The sequence below is a fragment of the Catenuloplanes atrovinosus genome, assembly GCF_031458235.1.
Taxonomy (GTDB): domain Bacteria; phylum Actinomycetota; class Actinomycetes; order Mycobacteriales; family Micromonosporaceae; genus Catenuloplanes; species Catenuloplanes atrovinosus.
The window spans coordinates 4935711-4959992 of sequence record NZ_JAVDYB010000001.1; the positions used below are offsets into that span (position 1 = coordinate 4935711).

The 24282-nt window shown below is 70.2% G+C and carries 22 protein-coding genes; 10 read left to right on the forward strand and 12 right to left on the reverse strand.

What is annotated here, in order from left to right:
* Window positions 1-66: 66 nt before the first annotated feature.
* The 4 genes from J2S41_RS21910 to J2S41_RS21925 all read right to left on the reverse strand — a co-directional run bounded on the left by J2S41_RS21910 (window position 67) and on the right by J2S41_RS21925 (window position 5173).
* Entirely contained in the window at window positions 67-519 is a 453-nt protein-coding gene (locus tag J2S41_RS21910; protein ID WP_307240538.1) for a DUF6153 family protein, read from the reverse strand.
* A 151-nt stretch (window positions 520-670) separates the two neighbouring features.
* Entirely contained in the window at window positions 671-1555 is an 885-nt protein-coding gene (locus tag J2S41_RS21915; RefSeq protein WP_307240536.1) for a L,D-transpeptidase family protein, read from the reverse strand.
* 204 nt (window positions 1556-1759) lie between these two features.
* Complete coding sequence (locus J2S41_RS21920; RefSeq protein ID WP_374728145.1) at window positions 1760-3667, reverse strand: heavy metal translocating P-type ATPase; 1908 nt, start codon at window positions 3665-3667, stop codon at window positions 1760-1762.
* Between the two features lie 336 nt (window positions 3668-4003).
* Window positions 4004-5173, reverse strand: coding sequence for a phosphoadenosine phosphosulfate reductase domain-containing protein (locus tag J2S41_RS21925; RefSeq protein ID WP_310370008.1), 1170 nt, complete (start codon window positions 5171-5173; stop codon window positions 4004-4006).
* Window positions 5174-5264: 91 nt separating this feature from the next.
* On the opposite strand from J2S41_RS21925, the gene J2S41_RS21930 reads away from it, so the two are divergent.
* Both J2S41_RS21930 and J2S41_RS21935 read left to right on the forward strand, forming a co-directional pair.
* The gene (locus J2S41_RS21930) at window positions 5265-6497 is read left to right on the forward strand and encodes a hypothetical protein (RefSeq protein WP_310370009.1); all 1233 of its coding nucleotides are present in this window, start codon (window positions 5265-5267) and stop codon (window positions 6495-6497) included.
* 170 nt (window positions 6498-6667) lie between these two features.
* Window positions 6668-7174, forward strand: a complete 507-nt coding sequence (locus tag J2S41_RS21935; protein WP_310370011.1) for a helix-turn-helix transcriptional regulator — start codon at window positions 6668-6670, stop codon at window positions 7172-7174.
* Window positions 7175-8094: 920 nt separating this feature from the next.
* Here J2S41_RS21935 and J2S41_RS21940 read toward each other — a convergent pair.
* Together J2S41_RS21940 and J2S41_RS21945 are read right to left on the reverse strand one after the other, a co-directional pair.
* On the reverse strand, window positions 8095-9318 hold the full coding sequence (locus J2S41_RS21940) for an IS110 family transposase (RefSeq protein ID WP_310370012.1): 1224 nt from the start codon (window positions 9316-9318) through the stop codon (window positions 8095-8097).
* A 243-nt stretch (window positions 9319-9561) separates the two neighbouring features.
* Window positions 9562-10161, reverse strand: coding sequence for a hypothetical protein (locus tag J2S41_RS21945; protein ID WP_310370014.1), 600 nt, complete (start codon window positions 10159-10161; stop codon window positions 9562-9564).
* 1061 nt (window positions 10162-11222) lie between these two features.
* Between J2S41_RS21945 and J2S41_RS21950 the strand changes: the two genes are divergently transcribed.
* Window positions 11223-11714, forward strand: a complete 492-nt coding sequence (locus tag J2S41_RS21950) for a DUF4259 domain-containing protein (RefSeq protein WP_310370016.1) — start codon at window positions 11223-11225, stop codon at window positions 11712-11714.
* A 197-nt stretch (window positions 11715-11911) separates the two neighbouring features.
* Here the strand turns inward: J2S41_RS21950 and J2S41_RS21955 are convergent, their stop codons facing one another.
* Window positions 11912-12103: a hypothetical protein gene (locus J2S41_RS21955; protein ID WP_310370018.1), complete on the reverse strand. Its 192-nt coding sequence runs from the start codon at window positions 12101-12103 to the stop codon at window positions 11912-11914.
* Window positions 12104-13270: 1167 nt separating this feature from the next.
* Here J2S41_RS21955 and J2S41_RS21960 point away from each other — a divergent pair.
* Window positions 13271-13516 carry a hypothetical protein gene (locus J2S41_RS21960; RefSeq protein WP_510183737.1) on the forward strand — a complete coding sequence of 82 codons (246 nt, stop codon included), beginning with the start codon at window positions 13271-13273 and terminating at the stop codon, window positions 13514-13516.
* A 270-nt stretch (window positions 13517-13786) separates the two neighbouring features.
* Here J2S41_RS21960 and J2S41_RS21965 read toward each other — a convergent pair whose 3' ends face one another.
* Window positions 13787-14107, reverse strand: coding sequence for a hypothetical protein (locus tag J2S41_RS21965; protein ID WP_310370022.1), 321 nt, complete (start codon window positions 14105-14107; stop codon window positions 13787-13789).
* Window positions 14108-14195: 88 nt separating this feature from the next.
* A complete protein-coding gene (locus J2S41_RS21970) occupies window positions 14196-15350 on the reverse strand; it encodes an ATP-dependent DNA ligase (RefSeq protein ID WP_310370024.1) in 1155 nt (384 codons plus the stop codon).
* Here J2S41_RS21970 and J2S41_RS21975 point away from each other — a divergent pair.
* Window positions 15330-15539 (forward strand): hypothetical protein, encoded by a 210-nt coding sequence (locus tag J2S41_RS21975; protein ID WP_310370026.1) that lies wholly within the window; start codon window positions 15330-15332, stop codon window positions 15537-15539. The two genes, J2S41_RS21970 and J2S41_RS21975, sit on opposite strands and share 21 nt — an antisense overlap.
* On the forward strand, window positions 15539-16729 hold the full coding sequence (gene ligD / locus J2S41_RS21980; protein WP_310370028.1) for a non-homologous end-joining DNA ligase: 1191 nt from the start codon (window positions 15539-15541) through the stop codon (window positions 16727-16729). Before J2S41_RS21975 ends, ligD begins: the two co-directional genes overlap by 1 nt.
* Window positions 16730-16883: 154 nt before the next feature.
* Here ligD and J2S41_RS21985 read toward each other — a convergent pair whose 3' ends face one another.
* From J2S41_RS21985 to J2S41_RS21995, 3 genes are all read right to left on the reverse strand, one after another.
* Complete coding sequence (locus tag J2S41_RS21985; protein ID WP_310370030.1) at window positions 16884-17324, reverse strand: DUF6283 family protein; 441 nt, start codon at window positions 17322-17324, stop codon at window positions 16884-16886.
* Window positions 17325-17752: 428 nt separating this feature from the next.
* Complete coding sequence (locus tag J2S41_RS21990; protein WP_310370032.1) at window positions 17753-18700, reverse strand: alpha/beta hydrolase; 948 nt, start codon at window positions 18698-18700, stop codon at window positions 17753-17755.
* 472 nt (window positions 18701-19172) lie between these two features.
* Window positions 19173-19325 (reverse strand): hypothetical protein, encoded by a 153-nt coding sequence (locus J2S41_RS21995; protein WP_310370035.1) that lies wholly within the window; start codon window positions 19323-19325, stop codon window positions 19173-19175.
* Between the two features lie 926 nt (window positions 19326-20251).
* Between J2S41_RS21995 and J2S41_RS22000 the strand changes: the two genes are divergently transcribed.
* The 4 genes from J2S41_RS22000 (at window position 20252) to J2S41_RS22015 (ending at window position 24078) form a co-directional block, all read left to right on the forward strand.
* Window positions 20252-21931 (forward strand): ParB/RepB/Spo0J family partition protein, encoded by a 1680-nt coding sequence (locus J2S41_RS22000; RefSeq protein ID WP_310370037.1) that lies wholly within the window; start codon window positions 20252-20254, stop codon window positions 21929-21931.
* 67 nt (window positions 21932-21998) lie between these two features.
* Window positions 21999-22622, forward strand: coding sequence for a hypothetical protein (locus tag J2S41_RS22005; protein ID WP_310370038.1), 624 nt, complete (start codon window positions 21999-22001; stop codon window positions 22620-22622).
* Window positions 22619-23242, forward strand: a complete 624-nt coding sequence (locus J2S41_RS22010; RefSeq protein ID WP_310370040.1) for a hypothetical protein — start codon at window positions 22619-22621, stop codon at window positions 23240-23242. The genes J2S41_RS22005 and J2S41_RS22010 overlap by 4 nt, the downstream gene beginning before the upstream one ends.
* A complete protein-coding gene (locus tag J2S41_RS22015; protein WP_310370042.1) occupies window positions 23239-24078 on the forward strand; it encodes a phosphoadenosine phosphosulfate reductase domain-containing protein in 840 nt (279 codons plus the stop codon). The genes J2S41_RS22010 and J2S41_RS22015 overlap by 4 nt, the downstream gene beginning before the upstream one ends.
* The last annotated feature ends 204 nt before the right edge of the window (window positions 24079-24282 follow it).

The following is a 24282-nucleotide window of genomic DNA, read 5'->3' on the forward strand; positions in this document are numbered from 1 at the left end:
AGGATTCGGGTACGCGTGCGGGCGCCTCGGCCACGACCGATCGCGGTCGCCGTCGAGGTGGGTCGCCTATATGCGCAGTACCGCTACCGAGGCCAGCGTCAGACCTGCAGGCCGGTCCGGCGGTGCGCGCGGCATCAACGCCCGCAGCACCCCCGCCGCCATCAGGCGCTGCCGGTCGTAGCCGGCGGCAGCCAGCCACAGCAACATCACCAGCACGACCAGGCCGGTCAGGATCGCCAGACACACGCTCCAGACACCCGCGCCGTGGCCACCGTGCCCGCCGCAGCGGTCGTCCGGGCACACCGTCGACGCCGTCCACGCCGCCATCGTCACGCCCACGGTGACCTGTGCGTGCGTGCCGGCCGCCGACTCGTGCGTGCCGGTACTCGCCGGGTGGTGGGTGTCGGTGCGGACACCGGTATGGCCGAGGGTGTGCATCAGCGCCAGGCCGAGGACGGTCGCCAAAAGCAGCATCAGCCGGGCCGTACGGCCCGGCACGATCGCTGCTGCCCCGCTCACCGCCCCACCGTAGCGTCTGCGGCCTCCGCCGATGACGACACCACCCGGACACAGACCCTGGCCCCGGGCCGTGCCCGGCTCCGCCCCGGACCTGTGCCGCCCGGGGCGGATGCCCGCCTGTCACCCGCCCGGGTGAAGGACCCCCCTCGGGTCAGGTGCCGGGCCGGCGGCCGAAGGTGCGGACCTTGGTGCCGGTCTTCAGCTGCTTCCACATCGCCACCGCGTCGCGGTGCAGGAGGTTGACGCAGCCGTGCGAACCGCGGGCCGCGTCGTGCAGGTACGTGGTCGTCTCGTGGAAACCGATCCCGCCGTTGAACCGCTGCCAGTACGGCAGCCACACCTCGTACGGGTTCGACCACTCCCGGACCGCGCGCTTGTTGATCCGGTACGTCCCGGCCGGGGTGGCGTGACCGCGGAACCCGGTCCGAACCACGGTCGGCCCGAACACCACGTCCCCGTCACGCATCACCCACACCGTCTGCAGGGTCAAGTCGACGCAGGCGGTCACCCCGGCGCCGGCCTTGCACTGCCGGACCCGCTTCGGGTCGGTGCTGGCCGCGAGGCGCCGGGCGACATCCGCCGTGGTGGCGTCCGCCTGCCCGACGGCGGGCTCGACACCGAACCGCTGCTGAAACGCCCGGATCGCGGCGCAGTCGGCCGGCGAGGACCGGCCGTTGACGCTGACCGGACCGTAACCGCCCAGACGGGCGAGAGCGGCTTCGATGTCGCGCTGCCACCGGCCACCCGCACACGCCACCGCAGCCGCGGCGGCCGGGGCAGAGGCGGCCGCGGAAGGGCGGGAGGCCTGCGGGCGGGAAGCGGGCGGACGGGAGACGGCAGCATCACCGCGTGCGGTCCGGGCGGGTGCGGGGTCCTGGCGCAGCACCCGCACGCCCGGCGCGCTGAGGTCCGCCGCGGCCTGTGCGGTCGCGGCCTGTGCGGGCGGCGGGGCCGTATTCATCAGGTCCAGCACGTCACCGGCGGCGGCCGAGGCCGCCAGCCCGAGCACCACGGCCGCGCTCAACAGATACGTCACCGCTTGCGAACCCGCCACCCGGGCAACCACCCTTCACCGCACCACCACCGACGCTCACCACGATCGCCGCCACGGCGCCCGGATCGCGGTCCCGGCCGGGAGCAGCCATGGTGCAACACACCTCGGCACGCGTTCGCAGCCCCGGGCGGTGGTCTGCCTCGGGCTGCGATCACGCGGCCTGGTGGGTGTTCGGCCGGGACCGGGTCACGGCCGGGGCGCCAGACGCACCCGGCGCAGCAGTTGGGCGTTGAGCGCGACCACGATCGTCGAGGCGCTCATCAGCACCGCTCCGACCGCCGGGCTCAGCGTGATCCCGGCCCAGGCCAGCACGCCCGCGGCGAGCGGGATCGCCACGACGTTGTAGCCGGCCGCCCACGCCAGGTTCTGGATCATCTTCCGGTAGGAGGCTTGCGACAGGCGGATCACGCCGGTCACCGCCCGGGGGTCGGAGGAGGCCAGCACGACACCGGCCGACTCGATCGCCACGTCCGTACCCGCGCCGATCGCCAGGCCGACATCCGCGCGGGCCAGCGCGGGCGCGTCGTTGACCCCGTCACCGACCATCGCCACCCGCAGCCCGCGCTCCTGCAACCCGGCCACCGTCCGGTCCTTGTCGGCCGGCAGGACCTCGGCGAACACCTCATCCTCGGCGGTGAAGCCGAGGTCGGCCGCGACGGCCTCGGCGACCGGCCGCGCGTCACCGGTGATCATCACGATCTTGCCGATCCCGGCCTGACGCAACTGCGCGATCGCCTCGCGCGCTTCCGGCCGCACCTCGTCCTCCAGACCGAACGCCCCGATCACCGCCGGTGTCCCGGCGTCGTCCAAGCGCAGCAGGTGCAGCACCGCCGCTCCACGCCGCGACCACTGCCCCGCCGCCGCCTCCAGGTCGGCCGGCACCGTCGCGCCGAGCTCCCGCAGCAGAGCGGGCCCGCCGACGGCGTAGGTGCGCCCGTCCACGACCGCCTGCACGCCCCGGCCGGTCAGCGACCGGAAACCCGTCGCCCGCCCGCGCAGACCCCGCTCGTGGGCGGCCGTGGTCAGCGCCCGCGCCAGCGGGTGCTCGCTGTCGGCCTCGACCGCGCCGGCGACATCCAGCACCCGCGCCTCGGTGAACCCGGTCGTGGCAGCGATGCCGGTCACGGTGTGCGCACCCTTGGTCAGGGTGCCGGTCTTGTCGAACAGCACCGCCTCGACCGTGCGCATCCGCTCCAGCGCCAGCCGGTCCTTGACCAGGATCCCGGCCCGCGCCGACAGCGCCGTCGACAACGCGATCACCAGCGGGATCGCCAGGCCCAGCGCGTGCGGGCACGCGATCACCAGCACCGTCACGGTCCGCACCACCGCCTGATCCAGGTCACCGAGCAGCCACCAGACGACGAAGGTCAGGACCGCGGCGGCGGTCGCGATGTAGAACAGCAGCGCCGCGAACCGGTCCGCCAGCACCTGTGCCCGGCCACTGGCCGCCTGCGCCTGCGCGACCAGCCGGCCGATCCCCGCCAGCGCCGTGTCCTCACCCACCGCCTCCACCCGGACCCGGATCGCCGAGTCGGTCGCGACCGTCCCGGCCACCACCCGATTTCCGGCACCCCGGGACACCGGACGGGACTCACCGGTGATCATCGACTCGTCCAGAGCCGCCGTGCCCTCGACGATCCGTCCATCAGCCGGCACCCGCGCACCCGAGCGCACCAGCACCAGATCCCCGACCGCAAGCGCGGCCACCGGCACCCGCTCGGTGTCACCGTTGGCGGCAAGCCGTTCGGCGTCGTCGGGCAGCAGCGCGGCCAGCGCCGCGAGCGCGCCCTGCGCCTGCCCGATGGCTTTCATCTCCTGCCAGTGCCCGAGCAGCATGATCGTCACCAAAGCCGCCAGCTCCCACCAGAAGTCCAGTCCGAACACCCCGACACTGGTCGCCAGCGACGCCACGTACGCCACGGTGATCGCCATCGCAATCAGCAGCATCATTCCCGGTGCCTGGTCCCGCACCTCGGCGACCGCACCGGCCAGGAACGGCCACCCGCCGTAGAGGAACACCGCGGTACCGAGTACCGGGCCGACCCACGCCATACCGGGGAAGTCGAGGGTGTAGCCGAACCAGTCCATGATCATGTGGCTCGTTGCGACGATCGGGACCGTCAGCACCAAACTGAGCCAGAACTTCCGCCGGAACGCATCCGGATCGTGACCGGCGTGCTTGTCGTGCCCGCCATGACCCGCACCCCCATGCGCGGACGCGTCATGTCCGCCACCGTGACCGGCGTGCGCCGCCGGATGCCCGTGATGATCGTGCGTGCTCGCGATGCCCGCCGTGGCGTGCGTGCGTGTGGTCACGGCCCCGGGTGCTGCGTGACCTTCGTGGTCTCCGGTCGTCATGTCGACCACCTCCAATGCGCCGAAGGTATACCCCCCGGGGGTATAGGGCAAGGGGTGGTGGGGTTCCCGGCGTCACAGCGACGACGACGGCCGGGGCCGGCGCCGGATGCGGGGTATGAGCTGGTGATCCGAGGCACGCGACCTGCGAGACGGGGTCTTCGGATCTATCAGGCGAGCGGGATGATCTTGGACGTGTGGTGCGGAGCGGGATACGGCCATCGATGGAGATGAGACATCGGCAAACCCTGGAGAGAAGAGCCGGGACAGATCCTCGTCGTAGGCGGGGTGGTAGGGCACTCCGGGCTCGCGGATGTCGGCCCACACCTGCTGCGTGGTGAGCTGGTGGATCGGCAGCCATTCCCACACGTGCCGGCTCGCCTCGGCGCTGACGCCGAAGTGGAACGCGAACGGCCGCCGGGCGGCCCGGTCGGCGGACTCCTGAGCGCGAAAGCCCATCACTTGCAGCACCCGCACTGGACGGGTCAGGGTGTGCTCGGTGCGAATCTGTTGGCAGAGGAACTCGGTGAAGCCCTGGCCGGGCGCGGTCTTCCAGTCGCTGGTGCAGTAGCGCGTCCACATGGTCGCCCAGCCGCGCGGTGAGCCGTCTCGTTTGCGGCGCGTGGCGAAGTCGTCGAGCAGGTCGCCGTCGACATCGCGGCGCGCGTAGTGCATCAGCCCGGCCCACTGCCCGCGGCTGGTCAGCACCTCGCCTTGGCGGCGAGCGTTCCACACTGCCCAGCCGCTCTCGCCGGAAAGTGAGATGTTCCCGCGGGCGGCTTGCTCCGCGGCCAGCTCGGGCACCTGCTGCCACTCGATACGCGGTTCGTCGCCGTCCTCAAGGGCTTTGTCGAGGACCAGGTGCAGTACCGCGACCCGGTCGAGCACGCCAGCGGCGGCGAGGATGCGCAGGACCCGGCGTAGCGCGGTTTGGCTGTCCTTGCCGCCGCTGGTGTGGATGACGATGAGGTCGTACCAGTCGAGCCAGCCCGGCGTGGCAGGCTCGGGTGCGCTGGCGGCCTGCCGGATCAGCGGCAGTTTGCGTGACACGGCCGCGACGAGGTCCTGCGGCGTGATCGTCGGCGGGATCACGGTGGTCACGGATCTGGGTTCGGCAATGAGGCCGACTGCTTTGCGGCGCGCCTGGAGTTGCACGTTCCAGTGCAGCGACTCCCGCAGGCCGGCGTCGGCCAGTGCGCGTAGATAGGGCGCTGCGGTTGGCGCTGCTGGAGTCCTGGCTTCCATGATCGCCGTCCTTTCTGCGTGTTCGGACACCCGTAACGCCCGAAGATCATGGTATCATGAATCATACGTATGAGACATGATAGGACGGGCGATGGGCAAGCCGGTGGTGTTGTCGTTGGGCATGGGGATCGACAGCGCGGCGATCCTGGCGCGGTGGCTCACCGATGCGGGCTCACGGGACTTTCCGCTGAAGGACCTCGTGGTGCTCACGGCGATGGTGGGCAGCGAGTACCGGGCCACCGAACATCTGATGACCACCTACCTGCTGCCGTTGATGCGCGCGCACGAGGTGCGCTACGTGCAGATGTCGCGCCAGCCGCGCACGCCCGGCACCCGCAAGGTGGTGCCGGGCTATGTGGTGCTCGACGACTCCATCACGCCGCGGCGGATGGTGATGCGCGGGCCAATCACGCTCGTCGACGAGTTGCGCGCCACCGGCACGGTGCCGCAGACGGCCCGTAACGCCCGACGATGCTCGTTGAAGTGGAAAGCCGAGCCACTGGACGCCTGGATCGCACGCAACGTCGCCGGGGAATTCCGGCACGTGATCGGGTTCGCGGCCGACGAACTAGGCCGGGTGGCCAAGGACCGCTCATTCAGCACCGATCCGCGACGGGTCTCGGAATTCCCGCTGGTGACCTGGGGCTGGGACCGGGCCCGCTGCGCGGCGTACCTCGCGGAGCTGTTCGGCGAGGCGTGGAGCAGGTCGTGCTGCGGCTTCTGCCCGTTCCAGGCCGGGCCAGAGGCGCCGCTGATGTTCCGGCGTTGGACCGACGATCCAGACCGGGCCGTCGAGGCCCTCACGCTGGAGGCCGCCGCGCTCGCACTCAATCCCCGCTCGACACTGTTCGGCACCCGCGCCTCAGCACTGCAGCGCAGCATCGCGCAGGGACTACCGGCCGCCGAGCGCGTCACGCGGCAGCTAGCCGCTGCGACGTGGGCCGCCTACGAGGTCCGCCGGATCAAGGGCCCGTCACGCAGCAATCCGCACGCCATCACCGCAGACCGATCGGTACGCACCACCGCGCGCGGGACTCGGGCCGAGGTCGAGCGGCACATCGCCGCGCTGGCCGGCACACAGCAACTGCGCCTGGAGGTAGACGTGTACGGCTATGTGCGTGCTTGGGCACGTGAGCGCGGTGACATATATCCGCTGATCGAGCACCTGTGGGTGGCCGCGCCCGCGGGTGTCGCCGACAAGGCACCGACCGGATTCGAGGACCGCTGGGCGGACGCGATCGGCGCGCCACGACCCCTGCCGGACACCGGCCAACTGGCCTTGCCCATCGCCGTGCATGCGACGCCCCCATCCGCCCGACGCTGATTGACCTTGAATCCTGAAATCCGTTCGCCCGGGGTAGGCCGCCGCCGTACGGCGGCCTGGGCGAGCCCCGCTCCCAGGGCCCTTTCATCCTTTGGCTGCCCACCACCGCGCTCCGAGCTGCCCATGCGGCATCCTTGTCCGGTCGGGACGGTGGATGGCCGGGAGGGCGTGTGGGCAGAAGTGCGGTCGAGGCATTCGACCCGCAGCGGCTGCGTGAGGCGCGCGAGCGGGCAGGGCTGACGCAGCGCGACATCGCGGTGAGGCTGCTCGAGGCCGACCTGGCCGCGAAGGGCCGCGACCCGTCATCACTGACCGGCGAGGCCTGGGCCAAGGCGGTGGAGACCGAACGGATCCGCGTCATCGACTACGAGCAGGGCACACACGCACCGCGCGCGGTGCTGCTGCGCCGGCTCGCCGAGGCGCTCGGCGTCGACGCCTTCGAGCTGTTCGCCGAGGGCACGCCGCGAACCCTCGTCACCCTGCGCAGCAGGTTAGGGCTCAACCAGGCGGACGTGGCCGCGCACCTCACCGTCGGCCGCGCCTTCTACGCCCGTGTCGAACAGGGCCGCGCTTCGATGCGCAACGCCGCCGACCAGCAGGCACTGGCCGCGGTCCTGAAAATCAGCATCGACGAGGTGCGGACCCTGACCAGCGCCACGACACCGCCAGACGCCTAACCCCCACGATGCGGCCCACCAAAGCCGGGCGTTCCACCCAACCTTCGCACTCGCGGGCCGCGGAATGTATGGGACAGGTGAATGAGCGGCGTCGAGCCAGGCAGGAAAGCAACGCCGAAGAACTTGATCAAAGTTAGCGCGGGACTCAGATCCACGTTGCGGTATTCAACGTCGCAGACTTCCGTTTCGTGCGCCGGGCGACCGCCCCGGCGCACGACTAACGGTAAAACATCTTGCAGCGTGGCTACAGAAACACGAGGCGCTCATGCGGTGCGAAAGCCCCGTCTAATCTGCCTGGTCAGCTAGGGCCACAGCCATGCATGACGATGATCGGCATAGCAGCGGCGAACAGCCGAACGCCCCAGATGATCCGCTCCCCTGCCTGACGCCATTTGCGGGTACGAACGCTGGCGTTTCGGGCACTACGCCGCCTACGGCGACGACTGATACCGGTCAAGAATCATCCTCCTCGCAATGGCCAAGCTCGCCTCCTTTGCAAACTCGGCACCCTTTCCCGTCACTGACATATGCAGCATCAGTCGCGGGTGGTGACCACCTTAGCGGACCCTCGAAAGCACATTGAGGTGATCTTTTATGCATAGACCTTTAGCGGTATTCACCGTGTTGACCGCAAACGCAATAAAGGCTATCGCCCGACGGAAACGGGACTCTTCAAAGCGGGCGAAAGGATCCAAAACGGCCAACAAAAAATGTGACGCACGCAACACTATGTCCGGTGTCGTGTTCTTACGGACCGGCTCGGCTATGCGGATAGCGCCGCCCGCCTGGACGCATCGGTATCGCCGTGCCGCTCGCCAGACAAGGCATCGGCACGGGTGCCCGGCCCTCTCAACCTACGACGGCCCGGCGCGACCGCCGCGGGTCCATGGGCAACTACGCGGATGCCGGATCCGTGCCGCTCACGCGGTGTCGTCGGCGGGCTTCCAGGCCGCGTGCTCGTCGTTGGCGATCTGGTGGGCGAGGCAGTGGTGGAGTTGTCCGAGGAAGCGGCTGTAGACGCGGCGTAGCGCGGCGGCGTGCCGGTCGCCGGCGGCTCTGCGGTGGTCGTAGTGGGCGCGGGCGCCGGGTGAGGCGCGCAGGGACGCGTAGGCCCATAGATGGCCGGTTTCGGCGAGGATGGCGCTGGTGTGCCGGCGGTGCCGGATGACGGTGCTGCTGCCGCTGGCCCAGGTGATGGGGGCGGCTCCGGCGTAGGCGCGCAGGCCTCGGGCGCAGGTGAACCGGGTGAGGTCGTCGCCGAGTTCGCCGAGTAGCCGGGGTGCCAGCAGCGGGCCGAGTCCGGGAAACGACTGGTAGATCGGTGCCTGTGGGTGGGTGGCGAAGAGCTGTTCGGTGTGCGCTTGGAGGGTTGCGGCGGCGGTGAGTGCGGTGTCGACGAGGTCGAGCAAGACGGCGGTGATCGCGGCACGGGCAGCGGTGACGTGGGGGTGTTCGCTGAGCGCGGGGGCGTGGAAGACCTGGTGCAGGCGGGTGGCGTGGTCGGTGATGCCGCGGACCCGGCCGGCCTGCGCCAGCAGCCGTTGCAGGCGCGGGACGGTGAGGCGGCGCGCGGCGGTGGGGGTCGGGGCGGTGCGCAGGATCAGGCGGGCTTCAGGGCGGTTGAGGCAGCCGGGGCTGGGCCAGGCGATGACGGCGGCGGGGAAGTAGGTGTCGAGGTGGCTGCGCAGGTGGCGGGTGTGGTGGCGTAGCTGGTGGGCGGTGCGGCGTTGGGCGCGCGCGGTGGTGCGGATGGCGCGGGCGAGGGGTGTGGTGGCTGGATCGGGCCGGGACGGGGCGGTGGCGACGACGTGTGCCAGCAGGAGCGCGTCGCCGCGGTCGGATTTGCGGCCGCGGCTGCCGTACCGGGCGCGGTGGGCGTGGGCTTGCTGGGGTGGGATCGGCACGACGCGGGCGCCGTGCCGGCGTAGATAGGTCGGTAGCAGGCCGTCGGCGGTTTCGATCCCGATCGGGATGCTGCGCCAGCGGCGGTGTAGTCCGGCGAGGGCGTCGATGATCTGGGCGAGCCCGTCGGCGGTGTGCGGAACGCGGAGCTGCAGGACCGGGCCGGCCGGGCCGATGACGGCGAGATCGTGATGGGTGGTGGCCCAGTCGATGCCCGCCCATAACTGCCGGACAGAGGTCATATCGCTCTCGCCTTCGCGTGAAGGGTGGGGTGCCGGTCCGGGCGCGCGATCTCACCGGAGAGCTCGGTGGCTCGGGATCTCAAGAGGCGTCTCCCGGACCGGCACGTGCATGACTGCCTTGGCCCAGCCCGCCACAGGTAGCAGACCGGCGGCGGGCTTGACCAAGGTCAGACGGTGGTGCCGTGGCCGGCCCGAAGCCGATCCGCGAGCGCGGCGTGGCCGGGTAGCCACTGGCCGAGCCGGTCAAGTGCCGGCCGGTCGCCGCGGTGCGTGCCGAGCACGACCAGTCCGGGCGGGGCGTCGGGCAGCGGCGCGGTGCTGCCATCGGCGTGGAGCCGGTGGGCCGGCACGGAGCTGTCCGGGTGCCGGAATCGACATGATCGTGCCGTCACCGGGGATCCAGCGGATCGTGTACCCGTCCAGCAGCGTCGTACGGAACATGCCCGCGGCGGCTCTGGCAGGCTCCGGCGGCCGGCGGACGGCAGCAACAACGCCGGCGATCGCTGCACGGCCGGCGATGGAGTCGATCCGCCCGGCACGCACGCGAAGCACACGTGCGGGCAGACGTCGTGCGCGGGCGGCCTCGAGGTCGTCCCACAGCCACAGCTGCGTGCAGGCGGAGACGAACACCGCGCCGACCGCGGGCGGCCGGCCGTCGACCGGGATCTGCAGGTCCTGTACGACGACCGCGCCGGCGCGGACCGCGCGGTGTCGGCGCATCGCCCGCAGACGTCGCGCGGTCCGGGCGTGGGCTTCGGTGAGGTTGGCGAAGATCTCCAGCTCAGCGTCGCCGACACTCCGTCGTATCGGACGTCGGCCTGCCAGTCCTCCGCGATCCACCACCCGAACATCCGCGGCCCCGCCAGCCTGGCGACGCGGCACCGCGGGCACCGCGCCGGGTGCCTCGATTCATACCGCAGCGGATGAAGCAGCGGCTCGTCACCGGTCATCAACAACCGCACCTGCCAGGCAGTCAACGCCATGTCCAAGCGGCCACCGTCCACCGCGCGCACGGTCCGCGGGCGCCCGGTGCCCGGATCACGGATCTCCGCGACCGTCACCTGCTCCCGCAGCGGGCACGGATCCTCGGCAAGCGGATCTGCGGTAACCCCGCGCATACCGATATCGTCCACGTTCGCTGCCCCCTGATGAGGTGCCCACGTCCACACGCGAGCCAGCAGCGCAGCACACCGCTACGCCACACGGTCAAAAAAGGGATCCTCGGCACCAGACCGTTCGTCGGATCTGGGCCGCTACCAGCCACATTGGGCGGAAACGCACGTCGATATCCTCGCGACCTAAGCGGTCGCGCTGGGCGCCACCATAGCGACCCGCACACCGTACTCGCTACCCGCCGCCGCCCGAACCATCCGGCCACCTTGGGCCGCCCTCGGCTATGTACCCGGCGACCGGCCCTCAGCGCGCTGGCCGGGCGGGCCCGGTTCGCTGGGCTCCGCCGCCCCACGGCGTCCGAGTGGCGCGGCTTCAACGTCGTGTTTCAGCCAGCGCCGTGATCACACATGTGTGCGCGGCCGCAGCGCCGCCTTCCCTTTCGCCCGCCGCGCTCCCCCCGAGCGGTACCGCCGGCGGCATGGACGGGACGGTGCGGCTGTGGGACGCCACCACAGGCATCGAGCGCACCACACCCACCAACCATCGAAACCATGCCGCGTGGTCCCCCGGACGGCACCTGGCTCGCCGGCGCCAGCGTGGACTGGCTTTGAGCGCGTCTGTCGGTCCCGGCTGATCGCCTGTCTTGGTCCCACCTGTCGTTGGTCGGTTTTTCTATGCGCGTTTTCGGGACCCGCCCCGCTGGGGTGGTTCGTGGCAGCGGCGGCGCCTGGTGACCCGGAGCCTAGGTCTGGCAGGGTTGAGCTGGCGCATGTCCGTGGGCTGGTCAGTGTGTGACTCGGCTGGAAGTGGGCTGGTTGTGGTGCGAAGATCTTCCGGAACGGGAGGTCAACCACGTTATGGGCACCTGGGATGTCGAGCCTTTCGGCAACGACGACGCCGCGGACTTCGCTTTCGAGCTGGACGACGCGCCGGCGGCGGCGCGCATCGAGATGATCGGCGCGGTCCTCGAACGCGTCGCTCATGACGACGACCACCGCCTGTCGGATCCACCACGAGCAGTCGCCGCTGCGGCGTTAGTCGCGGCGCAGTGCCCAGCCGGTGAGCCAGTTACCTCGACCTCCGGGCCGAGGACGTCCATGCCTCAGTTCCCGGACCACCTGCGACATCTGGCCATCCAGGCGTTGGACCGCGTGGTTGAAGCGCCGACGTGGCTCGCTGAGGCCTGGGACGAGTCACCGGACGGCTCGGCATGGCGTCGGACCATCGCTGATTTGCGCAAGGTTCTCGATCCTGCGCAGAGGGAAGCACTCTTCGATCTTTAGGTGACGCCGTCGATGGCCGGGACCAGGGCTGGCCTGCGGTTTGTTCGCCATTTCGGGACCCATCTCGATCGGGTGGATTCGATGTACGCCAGTTTCGGACCCACCTGAGCCGGTGCGAACATCGGCGGGTCCGGACGGGAGTTCGCCGATGCCGCTGATCTCGAACGTTGACCTGTTCGCGGCGATTCGGGGGACTCCTACGCCGGCATGTCGGTGCGGGCGATGGCTAGCAACTCCAAAGTGAACCGGCGCACCGTCCGCGCAGCTTTGCAGTCGGCGTGGCCGCAGCCGCGCAAGTCAATGCCGCCGCGGGCGTCGAAGCTGGATGAGCTCGACGCTCTCCTGCGCACGAAGAACATCACCGGCGGCCCCGGCTGGTTGATCGACATGCTCGCGCTCACCCGCCAACGGCTACGGGGTGGGACCGAAACTCAAACACATTGGTCAAGCCAAGACTGTCGAACCGGGCGCAGAAGAGCCGCCCATCCGGGCACCGTTCTCACGACCGAAGCCAGTGGACGGCACGGTGCGGTTATGGGACGCCGCCACCGGCTCTGCACGGGAGGGATGACGCAAGCACGCATGAAGCCGACGGGGTACGGCCTCCGGCCGGTGGGCGGCGCGCCGGTCAACCTAGCCGCCGTCGCCGAACTGGTGGACGTGGTCTTCTGCCGGCCCAGGCCACGCCGGTGTATGGGTCGGGGTCGTGGCCGGTGTCGTGCTGGTGCCAAGTCCTCACCGAGCCAGCCCCCGCACCGCTCCTCGGTAGGCCCGCTGCACCTGGTGATGCGCCTGTGTATTGATCACGGACGCTCTGGCCTCCAGTGCTGTCACGCACTTATCATTGGGCCCCGGCGGCCGCGGCTTCGGCCGCTCACCTTGACCTCAACTCGTCCGGCCTTGCCATACTGGGCGCACGACATAGCGTGGAGGCCTCGCATGACAGATAAGCGGTCAGGTGAGACGGTGTGGGTATCTAGCCCTAACGACGGACAGACCCCGGTCGTGATTACGTCGGTGCCGGCACCGCGCGGCTTTAGACGGCACGGCTGGCTTATGATAGTCGGCCCGATGTGGGTTATGGCCATCGTGGTGTCGCTTTCCATTGCGCTGCCATTCGACTCGTTCGACGGGTGGAGCGTTACGCTTTTATCAATGTTGCCGATTTTCCTAGTGGCGTTCGCCACACGGGCGATTCACTTTTTCTGGTATCGCATCTTGTTCCGGCAGCTTCGCCCCCAACCTCGGCCAGAATGAAAGCTGGCTGTCGCTATTACGCAGTTTGCCGCTTTCCGTAGCTGCTATTGCCGGTGAGCGGCGAGTAGGTTCAGGGACCAGTGCAGTGCCACATCCGGGCGCTTTGCGAATGTGTACGGCACGCGGCGCCTAAACCGATGCTCTCCAGCCTCCCGCGGCGAGGCCGTGTGGCACGTGCCCGTACCGCGAGTCCGGGATCTGGACCGCAGAGACGTATGGGCGGTTCGTGCTGTACGACCTGCCGACCCCGGGTATGCAGCGGATGGGCGGGCGTCCACGACACCGGGTACCTGGCCGGTGTGCGACTTGCCTTCAGCAACCGCGACATGACGGCGGATACCCTACGGGCGATCTTGACGTATACGTCACCGGTACCGTTGTTCGAGTCCGGCAAGGCCGCGTTCGAGCACGGTATCCGCGACATCGACAATCCCAGCCCTGCCGCCAAGGACGCCATTGGAAAAATCGAAAAAGTACGCGACGACCTGAACTACCTCGACGGGCCGAAGCCTGCCATGACGAACAGCGAACTCGACCTGGAATAGAAGCATCGCGGGCCACTCCCCCAACCACGCCGACCCGCAGCGACCAGGCCATAAACCCTCCCGCGGCCCTCGAAGCTTCTCGAGGAGTGGCATCACGTTCGGGCTACGCGAGGCGCAACAGATTCATTCCGGGCTCTATCCCCGCCTAGCGGGGCTGCTGGAGACGACGGTGCGCGGCACCCGACAGGCACGTTGATCCGGCGGGAAAGGCGATCAGCTCTTCTATTTGCGCACGGAAACCGTGCGAGCCTGCACCATGTACCGCCGTCGTTAATTGCGCGCAGGTACGGAAAGCTCCCGCAGGCGCCACTGAGACGCTTCAAGATCAGCCGACCGCGTCCCCCTCCTTGGCGAGGCGCCGGAGCGCGGCAACGGCGACCCAGACGAGATCCGATGGTTCACGCCGAGCAACAGGGCCAGCCCCATCTCCTGCACGGCTCTGACGTCACCGTCCGCTTCGACGGCCTGCCGGTACTCGGCGAGGAGCCGGTCGAGCCTGGTGTTGCCGGCGGCGACATGCTGGTCGGTGATCGCGGTGCGGCGGGCGCGCAGGTGGCTGAGGTCGGGCAGGTCGGGCTCGTGTGCTGCCATACGGCGATCCTGCCTCGCGTTACGCGCCCTGTCCGGCCCCCGGGTTGTTCACCGCCCCGACCGGGTGAACTCTCGCGCTGACACGTACTCAGGCCGCATATCCTGCGTCGAGTGACCACAGTGGCAGGACCGCCGGGTCCAGGTCGGGCCTGGTACGCACGTATCGCAGCGGGTGCCGCCACCGGCCGTGCTCGTACGCGACATCGACCTCGACGGCGATGAGCGGCTCGACCGGCAGATACGGCAGCGGCCGGCGCTCGGTCAGGTCACCGGCCCATGACGCCGGCAGCGGCTGCGGCCATACCCCGCGCGCCACCGGGCGCAGCACACCGTCCAGGGCGGTGCGCTGCTGTGCGCCGAGCCGATGGGTGCGTCCGACGTACCGCAGCCGGCCGCCGGCGTCGAGCCGGCCGAGCAACAGCGACACCGGCGCGGCCACGCTGCCCGTGGCCCCGGCGACGATCGCCTCCGCCGTGCGGCGTAGCTTCCGCTTCCCCCAGCCCGCCCGGCCCGGGGTGTAGAGGCCGGCCGCGGGTTTGGCGACGATCCCTTCCAGGCCGGCTGGCGCGTAATCGGCCATCCAGGTGCGGGCTTCACCGGCGTCCATGGTCTGCGCGCACAGCGACAGGGCCGGCGGCGCGCCGTCCAGTAGCTGCCGCAGATGCGCGGCTCGCGCGGCGAGCGGACGTCGCAGCAGCACCGTGCCGGAGTCGGCGAGACAATCGAATGCGACCAGATGCGCGGGATGGGCGGCGACTTCGGCGGCGAGTGTTCGGCCTGCGGTGATGCGCCGGCCGAGCGCGGCGAAGTCGGTCCGCCCGCGCGCGGGGTCCCAGCTGACGAGTTCGCCGTCAAGGACGGTCCCGGCCGGTAGCCATTGCGCCAGGTGCAGCACCACGTCCGGGAAGTACGGGCGCAGGTCACGCTGGTGCCGCGAGTGCAGCAGGACCCGGCCGTCGTCGCATCGCCAAGCCACGGCGCGCCACCCGTCCCACTTCGGCTGAAAGATCCAGCCGCGCCCGTCCGGCAGCGCGGCGATCGCCGCGGCGCGCATGGGCTCGATCGGCGGCCGCAGACGCCCAGCATCCGCAGGTTCCGACACCTGCCACCGTAAGATCCACCCGCCGGTTGACGTGCGGAAACGGCGAAGACGACGTTGGCCGGGCCGAACTACACGAATGGCATTCGTGATCTTCTCGCCCTGGTGGGGTATCACGAGCTGGTGCAGCCCGTCCTCGTCCACGGCCCCTGGCAGGTCGAGACCGTCCTGCTCGACCGCGGCGACGGCTACCGCGAATGGGTCGAGGTCCGCCGCGACGACCACGTCTGGCACGTCCCCACGCTCACCGCAGCGCAGGACATCCTCAGCCAGCACGGCCTGCGCCTGGCCGACTTCACCCAGGCCGACACCGTCGACGACGGGTGCGAATGATGCCGCCGCTACCGGAACCGATCACGCCGATGCTCGCCACCTCCGGCGATGTGCCCTCCGGCCCGGGCTGGGCCTTCGAGATGAAATGGGACGGTATCCGCGCCCTGGCCTACACCGACCCGGGCGGGACCGTGCGCGTGTACTCCCGCAACCGGCGGGACGTCACGGCCAGCTACCCGGAACTACACGCCCTCGGCGTGCTGCTGCCCGGCCGCGGCACGGTCCTCGACGGGGAGATCGTCGCACGCGATGACGCCGGCGTGCCGTCGTTCGACCGGCTCCAGGACCGCATGCACGTCACCACGCCGACCCCCGGGCTGCTGGCGGCGGTGCCGGTCTGCTTCCACGCCTTCGACCTGCTCGCCCTCGACGGCACCGACCTCACCGGCCGGCCGTACCAGCAGCGCCGCGCCCGGCTCGACGAACTCGGCCTCACCGGCGAGGTCGTATCCGTGCCCGCCGCACACGCCGCCGCCCACGGCCCCGCGGCACTACGCGCCGCGCAGGCCGCCGGCCTCGAGGGCGTGGTCGCCAAACAGCTCGACAGCCCCTACGAGCCGGGCCGGCGCAGCCGCTCCTGGATCAAAACACCCCTGGTCCGGACCCAGGAAGTCCTCATCATCGGCTACACCCACGGCACCGGCCGCCGCGCCGGCACGATCGGCTCACTGCTGCTGGCCGCCCACGACCCGACCGGGCGGCTGGCCTACTGCGGGCACGTCGGCACCGGCTTCTCCGACGCCACGCTGCGCGCCCTCCACGCGCGGCTGGTGCCGCTGCACCGCGCCGGGCCGCCGCTGACCGGTGTGCCACGCGAGCACGCCCGCGGCGCCATCTGGGTTACGCCGCTGCTCGTCGGCGAGGTCGCCTATCGCACCATCACCACCGACGGCCGGCTGCGCCACCCGGTATGGCGCGGCCTGCGCCCCGACCGTGACCCCACCGACGTCCGCCTCCACCCCACACACCCGGCCGTGCCGGCGCCGCCTGCGCCGCGTATCGACGGGATGATGCAGACACCGGACGGGCGCTGGCAGGTCCACGCCGTCTCCTTCGGCCACCACCGCTGGTACCGCGTCCAGTACGACGACACCATCACCGACAAGCTCCACCTCACCGACGTGCACCGCATCCTCGCCGACGCCGGCATCGCCATCGACCAGCTCACCGAAACCACCCCGGCCGCCTAACACGCCCCCGGGGCCGCAGCCACCGAGAGACCGGCGCCGCGACGTGGCGGCCACGTGCACCAGACTCAGCCGGCAGCGACGTGGAGCGCCGGTGCGGTGCGGGCAAGCTCGCCGACCATTGCACGAGCGCACTACCTGCGCGGGAACGCCGCCGTTAGTCGTCTGGCGGCGTGCGCCGCTGCCTCGACCGGGACGGCGGCGGCGCGCCGGGGTTCTCGGGCCAACTGTCGATCATGGCGGCGAGAGATTCATGCAGTTCCGGCCAGTCGTCGCCAGGCTGCAATGCCTGTGCGGGAAGCTCGCCGGTCAGTACGGCCATGCGGACACCGAGGTGGTGCGGGCCGACGACGGCGAGCCATCCGGCGCACAACCGCAGCGGGTGCGCGGTTCCGGGCTGGTCCTTGTGACAGGCCATCACCGGGGCGTCCATCGCAGCCTCCCGCCCGGGCTGGCCATCGGCCGCCCGTAGCTTGCGCATGTCCGCCACCGAGAACGCCGGCAGATCCGCCTCCACCCGCCACGGGCAGCCCGGCTGGCCCGCACACGGCCGCTCTCGACGGTCCACCTCGTGCACACCCGGGTCCTGTCCCGCCATCTGATCAGCATGCCGCACCAGCCGATCCGGCTGCGAGGCCGTTTCCCCTTCCGAGGCTCCTCCACGCCCGTGGCCACCTTCCGCTGCGATGGCAGGCGGTTTCCCGGGAATTGAAGGCCTCGCCGTGACGGTCATACGACGCGAGCGGACCGCGCAATGTCCTGCCGCACGTACTCTTGCCGGCCCCGGTCACTGGCCGGCCGCGGCACCCGGCATGGCGTACCGACCCCCGGGCCTTGCTGGCGAGCGCTCGTCCGCACCGCCGCCTGCGGTCTTGGCGGTCGAGGTACGGGCCGATACACACCGACGCGGCCAGCCGCTCCCGCGGGCTCCGGCACACGCCGCATCCACGACGGCGGCCCCCGCAGGTTCATGCAGGCACGGGTGCGCGGGCCCGCCCCGCCCCGGCATCGCACCGCCCGCCGCGGTCAGGTACAGCTCCTGGCATCCGGGGTTCGGCCGGGCCCGCGGATGGTCCTGGCCCAGTCCGAAATCGCGCGGGCTGCCCGTGGGGCGGACTGGTGCATGGTGATCGAATGGCCGGTGTCCTTCACCAGCACCGCGGACAGCCGGGCCCGCCCGAACAACGTGCCCTCGCGGGCACACAGGTCCGCGGCGGAGCCGCACCGCAGACCCGCGCGCGGGTTGCAGAACAACGCGTCGTGATCGCCGAGCAGCAACAGCACCGGGCGGCGAAGCCTCCGGGTGTACCCGGGATCGGCGATGGCAGCCAAGGATGCGAGTTCACCGATGGTGCCGGTGCTCTTCATGCGCTCATCGAGCGCGACCAGCCGCCGGCTGCTGCCGGGCAGGTAGTGGAAGAGGGCGCCGCGCGTGCCGGGCATGGTGGTCAGGTAGCCGTCCGGGCTACCGGCGAAAGCCGGATCGGCGGCGGCCGGGTGCAGGCGTGCACGGGCTGCCTCCTGGGCAAGCGGGTCGGCACCGTGCATGTACCCGGTCAACGCCAGCGCGTCGACGTCGTCGTACGCAGCGGCCTCCACCGTCCAAATCATCGACCCATAGGAATGCCCCACCGCGATCACCGTCTCATACCAGCCCAGACGACCGTCCCGCACCGCGGCCACCACCTGGTGCGCCACGTACGCCTCGCTCACGACGTCCACCTCCCCCGCCGGCGGCCGGTCGCTGCGACCGGTCCCGAGCCGATCCACATAGAGCACCGCATAGCCAGCCGCGACCGCCTCCTGCGCGTACGAGCGCCCTGCGGGGCGCGCAGACGTGGTCCAGTACCGGTGGTCGTAGGTGAGACCAGCTAAGAGCACCTGCACTGTGCGGGTCGGACGATCCGGGGTACACAGCCAGCTCGCCATCCGGTAGTGCGGCGCCAGCATGTCGCCATTCAGCGTGACGTTCATTGTCAGTGGCGTACATCTCCCGGAATGCGCTGCCGCGGGCGCTGCGACGACGAAGATAGCCATGAGGGCGATGAGCGTGACTAGTCCCAGCACGCCCTGCCTGCCGCAGCTTCTCGACGTAGATGTCACCTCTCGGACGGACTGTCGAACGGCTTGCATGATGCCTGAAACACGAACGGCGTCAAGTAGCATCCGAAGTTCTTTCCCTTCCGCGAGATATAGACGTTTCTGCATTTCCTCGCGTCCGTGCAGTAGAAATCGTTGAGCACCAAAACGAACAGGGCGTTCGAGTCCGTCGGGAACCTCGCGAGCTGAACGCGCAAGACGCTCCAGGCTGACAGTCCTGAAAGTACCGATGTCCGGATGGACACTAGCGCTAAAACCACCAGGCGGCAGCTTTCCGATCCGTTTGGAACAAATACTCAGGTGCTATCATGGGCACGGGAGGCGCTTTGCCGCAGTTCAACGCGATTCAGCATCTGTCCATAAAGCCGGGCCGCTCGAACCCGTCCCCGCACACCAGGACCCGCGCGCCGTCGCGGTGCTCGACGACCGACGAGCACCAGGCAGCCGGCTCGCCGTCGCAGTAGACGACCGTCCACACCTTGCCGCGCGTCTCCACCACCTCATGCTCGGCATGCGCCACAGGACGCCGGCCATGCCGCGCAGGGTCGCGATGAATGCGGGATAGCGAAGGTCCCGGCCGGGCAGGTGGACCACCTCGGCATCGATGGCGCGCATCCGGTCCATCGCGTCAGCCCACCAGATCGGTCCGGTCACCTCGCCGTCGCGGGCCAGTTCAGCGCAAAAGGGTGCGACCCCCATCCATAGCTGCCAGCCGTCGCGAACCGGGGCGGAGACGACGACGCCCACGACGCCTCCCGGGTGACGATGATCGCGCCGTCGCCGCTGAGGAGGCCCGCGCACGACCAGGCACGCTGCATAGTCATCCCGTCAGATCCGAGGGACCAAGAGCCACACCACCGGCCGCAGCCGGCCGGTAAACCGGAGCGGCCTTCGGCCGCACCTTTCAGCCATTCTTCGGCCACCGGGCGACGCCCGACATTGTGGGTCACGGGAACACGGCCTCAAATTCGCCACGCGCGGGCGGAAACATCATGCACAACCCGCATGATCTTTCCGCCCGAGACCCCGCCTGTCGGATTTGACCCCGCGTTCCCGCTCGGACGACGAGCAAGCTCGCCGCCCAGCGGCCGAAAAACGGCTTCCAGCATGCCCACCACCATGTCCGATACCGACCAAGCTCAGGCAGCAGCATTAGGGGCAAGACACTGCACACAACCCCAGTCGCACGCCACCACCCAGTCAATCTGGCAAATCGCACGACAGACGCTGGGACCATATTTCCGTAGCTTTCATGAATGCTCGCCGCATAACAACTAGACAAGCTGCCACGCACACCGACCCCTACAGGAATATGACCCACGCCACATCGCCATTCACTACACAGGACAGATCTTTGGGGTATTATTAATGCAGGTCGGACGGCAAACCGACCACACGCCAACAACCCGAAAGGAGCCACACCTCGTGGCCGCAACCTCACAGGGCAACAAGCCCTACATCAAAGACTTCGACCCGCGCGAGGTCCTCGACTCGAACTCCACGGCCGGTGCCAACATCCGCACCAGTATTGGCGAGCTGGAGGAGCTGGCCGCCTCGATCGGCGAGTCCGAGACTGGCATGGTCCAGTTCCCGATCCTGGTCCCGCGAGAGGACGGGACGATGCGACTGGTCGCCGGATTCCGGCGCGTCACCGCCGCGATCGAAGCCGAGCTGGAGTCCCTTCACTTCACTGTCCGTGCTGACTGGGCGCATCTGCCTCTGACTGACATCCGCGCAGCGATGATCGTCGAGAACACGCACCGTAAGGACCTCACCGTCAAGGAGGAGGCCGACGCCTACGCCCAGCTCGCGCTCGACGGGATGCCGGTGGCGCAGATCGCCAAGGCGACCGGCCGTAAGCGCGACTTCGTCGAAGGCAAACTCGCGCTGTCGAAGCTCACCGACGACAAGGCGATCCAGCTCGCCAACGAAAACCGGCTCAACCCCGAGATCGCGGCAGCCCTCCAGGAGTTCGAGGGCCAACCCAAGATCCAGGAGCGGATCATCCGCAAGGTCGGCGAGTACACCAACCTCGGCCGGTGGGGCGGCGAGCACATCGCTAACGCCGAGCGCGCCAAGCAGCAGGCGCGCATCAGCACCGCCGAGCGGATGCAGGAACTGCGCCAGGGCGGAGCGGTCATCCTGAAGAAGAAGCCGGAGAACTTCGGCCACAGCTCCCGCGAAGCGGACGTGACGACGCTGCGCGACGCTGACGGTAATTCGCTCGACGGCGATAAGCTCGTCTTCAAGCCCGGGTTCGCCGCGATGCGCGACTCCAACCAGGGCTACCCGCGCGTGGTGATCGTCTGCCTCGACCCGGAGAAGCACGGCTACACCCGGCGCAGCTACGACCGGTTCGTCACCGACGAAGCCCGCGCCGAGGAAGAGCGGGCGGAGGCCGCACGCACCGCCCGCGCCGAGGCCCTGGCCGCCGCCGCGCAGGTGCGGCACCGCTTCTACGCCGAGACCTACGGCAACGCCCGTTCCAAGCTCGCCAAGGCGATCCTCGCCCAGGCCCAGCGTCTTGCCGCGATGGCCCCCGGCAGCCTGTCGTTCTACGGCGACGGCAACAGGCTGGTCACCAGCATCTCCGGCACCGACCCGGACACGGTGACCGAGGCCACCAGCACCGACCGGATCCACCGGATCCTCATCGCCCGGTACGTCGTCTACCGCGAGCGCAAGCTCACCGCAGCCATCGCGTACGACCGCCCCGACCACGAGGCGGCAGCCTGGCTCGATCAACTCGTCGCCGCCGGATACGAACTGAGCGAGACCGAGACCACGGCACGAGCGACGCTGCGCGGCGAGCACCTCGACACCGCCGACCCGCGCACCAGCACCGACGACCACACCCGGCCCTGCCCCCAGTGCGGCGCGGACATCGACGAGTGGTGCGACGACGAGTGCGCGCTCTACGACACCTCCGACGAATACGAGGCCGCCCCCGTCCCCGACGAGACGGTGGACGACCCCGGCGACACGCGGCCGCCGCTAGCCGTCATCGACGGCGCGCCCGACACCGACCAGGACGGCGAGACCGCCGACCCCGCCGCGCAGCCGGACCACCTGCCCGCCGACGACCAGCTCGCGCACGCCGCCTGATCACCCGCTCAGGGGTACGCCCGGCTTGACCGCCGGGCGTACCCCGCCCCGGAACCGGAGACATGCCATGACCACGACCATCGCACCGGCCCACGAGCGTGATCAGGACCGGCACCACCTGCTCGCCACCGGCCTCACCGAAGCCGACGCACACCTGCTGCTGGACACCCTCGCCGCCCAGTTCGGCTGGGTCTATGCCCTGTGGTCCCGCGCCAGCGTCACCAGCAGCCTCAACGCCAACGCCCAGCGGCTGACCCGCACCCTCACCGACGACGAATGGAACCGGATCACCGGCACCCGCGCCTGGACCGAGCAACTCCCGCTCGCCGCCTACGACGCCGCCGACAACACCCGACTCCTCCTCACCGCTATCGCCGACGCCGGACTTGAATGCCTGCGTTGCGGCACAAGCCTGCACGAGCCGCCAACCGTCACCGGCCGTCTCTGCCCAGCCCACCGCACCGGCCCGGCCGGACAGCCCGCCGTCGTCGACCCCGACACCGCCACCCTGTACTGGCTCGACGGCAACACCCTCATGCACTGGCAACCCGACGCCGACTCCTGGGCCCGTCCCCGGACCGGCCTCCCCTACACCGGCGACCCGGACGCCGATCCCACCGCGCACCGGCGTGCCGTGCGTGCAGACGCCGCGCTGCGCCTGACCGCCACCATCGAGCGGAGCCCGTCATGATCCCCACCCCGCTCCCCCGAGGCGTCCGCCTGCCCACCCGCCTCACCGACGCCGCTGCCCGCACGATCCTCACCGAAATCTCCCGCCGCACCGGATGGGCAATCGCGGTCTGGAACCGTGCCGACGCTCAGCAGGCGCTCACCGACCTGCTCCACCCGCCGCACGACGACAACCCGCTCACGCCGGCCGTCGAGGTCACCGACGCGGAGTGGGCGCGCATCGCCAGCACCCGCGCCTGGCGGCTGGACCTGCGCGATCGCGCCGAGGACGCGATCACCCGGGACGAGGTCCTGGAGGAAGCGCTCTACCAGGCCGGACTGATCTGCGACACCTGCTGCGCGCGGCTCCACGAGCCACCGACCGTCACCGGCTACCTCTGCCCGGCCCACCGCACCGGCCCCGCCGGGCAGCCAGCCGTCGTCGACCCCGACACCGCGACCCTGTACTGGCTCGACGACGACACCCTCATGACCGGGCCACGGAAGACCGACGCCGCGCATCGTCCCCGCGCTGGACAGCCTTACACCGGCGACCCGGACACCGACCCGCACACCCATCAACAGGCCATGCGCGCCTACGCCGCCCTGACCGCGAAACGCACCACTGGCACCGGCCGGTGACCCGTTCCCCGGTCATCATCCCGCCCCGGCCGCAACGGCCGGGGCGGGTCGACCTGACCGCCTACGACATCGTCCTGATCAACACCAGCGCCGGAAAGGACTCCCAGGCCATGATGGACCTCGTCTGCCGCATGGCCCGCCGTGCCGGAACACTGGGCCGCCTCGTCGCCCTGCACTGCGCGCTCGGCGACGTCGAATGGCCGGGCACGGCGGAACTGGCCGCCCGGCACGCCGCGCACTACGGCATTCGGTACGAAACCCGCGCCCGCCCGCAGGGCGGCCTGCTCGACCAGGTCGCCGCGCGCGGCAAGTGGCCCAGCGCCACCGCCCGCTACTGCACCAGCGACCACAAACGCGGCCCGAAACACCGGCTGCTCACCGAGCTGGTCCGCGAGCTGAACCTGCACCGGCCCGCCCAAATCCTCGACTGCACCGGCGAACGCGCCGCCGAATCCGCCGCCCGCGCCAACAAACCCGCCTACGCCTTCAACCGCGCCGCAAGCACCAAGACCACCCGGCACGTGTGGACGTGGCGGCCGATCCACCACTGGAGCACCCGCACCGTCTGGCAGCGCATCACCGCCAGCGGCGTCCCCCACCACCCCGCCTACGACCAGGGCATGACCCGGCTCAGCTGCTCGCTGTGCGTGCTCGGCTCCCGCGCCGACCTCACCCGCGCCTGCCAGCTACGCCCCGACCTCGCACACCGCTACGCCGAACTCGAACGGCGCATCGGCCACCGCTTCCGCGTCGACCTGTCCATCGCCGACCTCATCACCGCAGCCCAGAGCACCCCCGCCCCATCTTCCAGCCGCCTGCTCGCGCTAGCCAGCTGACCCGCTGCTCGGCCACCGTCAGGTGGCCGAGCAGTGCTGCCGACCCGCCGGCGCGTTCCGACGCCGGCGGGTCGGCAGCTGCACCCGCCCGTGGGTGGCTACAGCCGGCGCCATAGCCGGACCCGCTGCACCGGCCTGCACTCATCCGGAGGAGAGCACCGCAATGTCGCCTCGACGTCCGCCCCGCGGACCAGTTACAGTGAG

What these genes read in the sequence shown, in the direction of transcription:
- J2S41_RS21985 (WP_310370030.1), bottom strand. Translation starts at nt 17,324, where the DNA reads ATGGCGGGACAGGACCCGGGTGTGCACGAGGTGGACCGTCGAGAGCGG.
- J2S41_RS21955 (WP_310370018.1), bottom strand. Translation starts at nt 12,103, where the DNA reads ATGTCGATCAACCAGCCGGGGCCGCCGGTGATGTTCTTCGTGCGCAGG.
- J2S41_RS21940 (WP_310370012.1), bottom strand. Translation starts at nt 9,318, where the DNA reads ATGACCTCTGTCCGGCAGTTATGGGCGGGCATCGACTGGGCCACCACC.
- J2S41_RS21965 (WP_310370022.1), bottom strand. Translation starts at nt 14,107, where the DNA reads ATGGCAGCACACGAGCCCGACCTGCCCGACCTCAGCCACCTGCGCGCC.
- J2S41_RS22010 (WP_310370040.1), top strand. Translation starts at nt 22,619, where the DNA reads ATGATCCCCACCCCGCTCCCCCGAGGCGTCCGCCTGCCCACCCGCCTC.
- J2S41_RS21930 (WP_310370009.1), top strand. Translation starts at nt 5,265, where the DNA reads ATGGGCAAGCCGGTGGTGTTGTCGTTGGGCATGGGGATCGACAGCGCG.
- J2S41_RS21920 (WP_374728145.1), bottom strand. Translation starts at nt 3,667, where the DNA reads ATGATCATGGACTGGTTCGGCTACACCCTCGACTTCCCCGGTATGGCG.
- J2S41_RS21925 (WP_310370008.1), bottom strand. Translation starts at nt 5,173, where the DNA reads ATGGAAGCCAGGACTCCAGCAGCGCCAACCGCAGCGCCCTATCTACGC.
- J2S41_RS22005 (WP_310370038.1), top strand. Translation starts at nt 21,999, where the DNA reads ATGACCACGACCATCGCACCGGCCCACGAGCGTGATCAGGACCGGCAC.
- J2S41_RS21990 (WP_310370032.1), bottom strand. Translation starts at nt 18,700, where the DNA reads ATGAACGTCACGCTGAATGGCGACATGCTGGCGCCGCACTACCGGATG.
- ligD (WP_310370028.1), top strand. Translation starts at nt 15,539, where the DNA reads ATGCCGCCGCTACCGGAACCGATCACGCCGATGCTCGCCACCTCCGGC.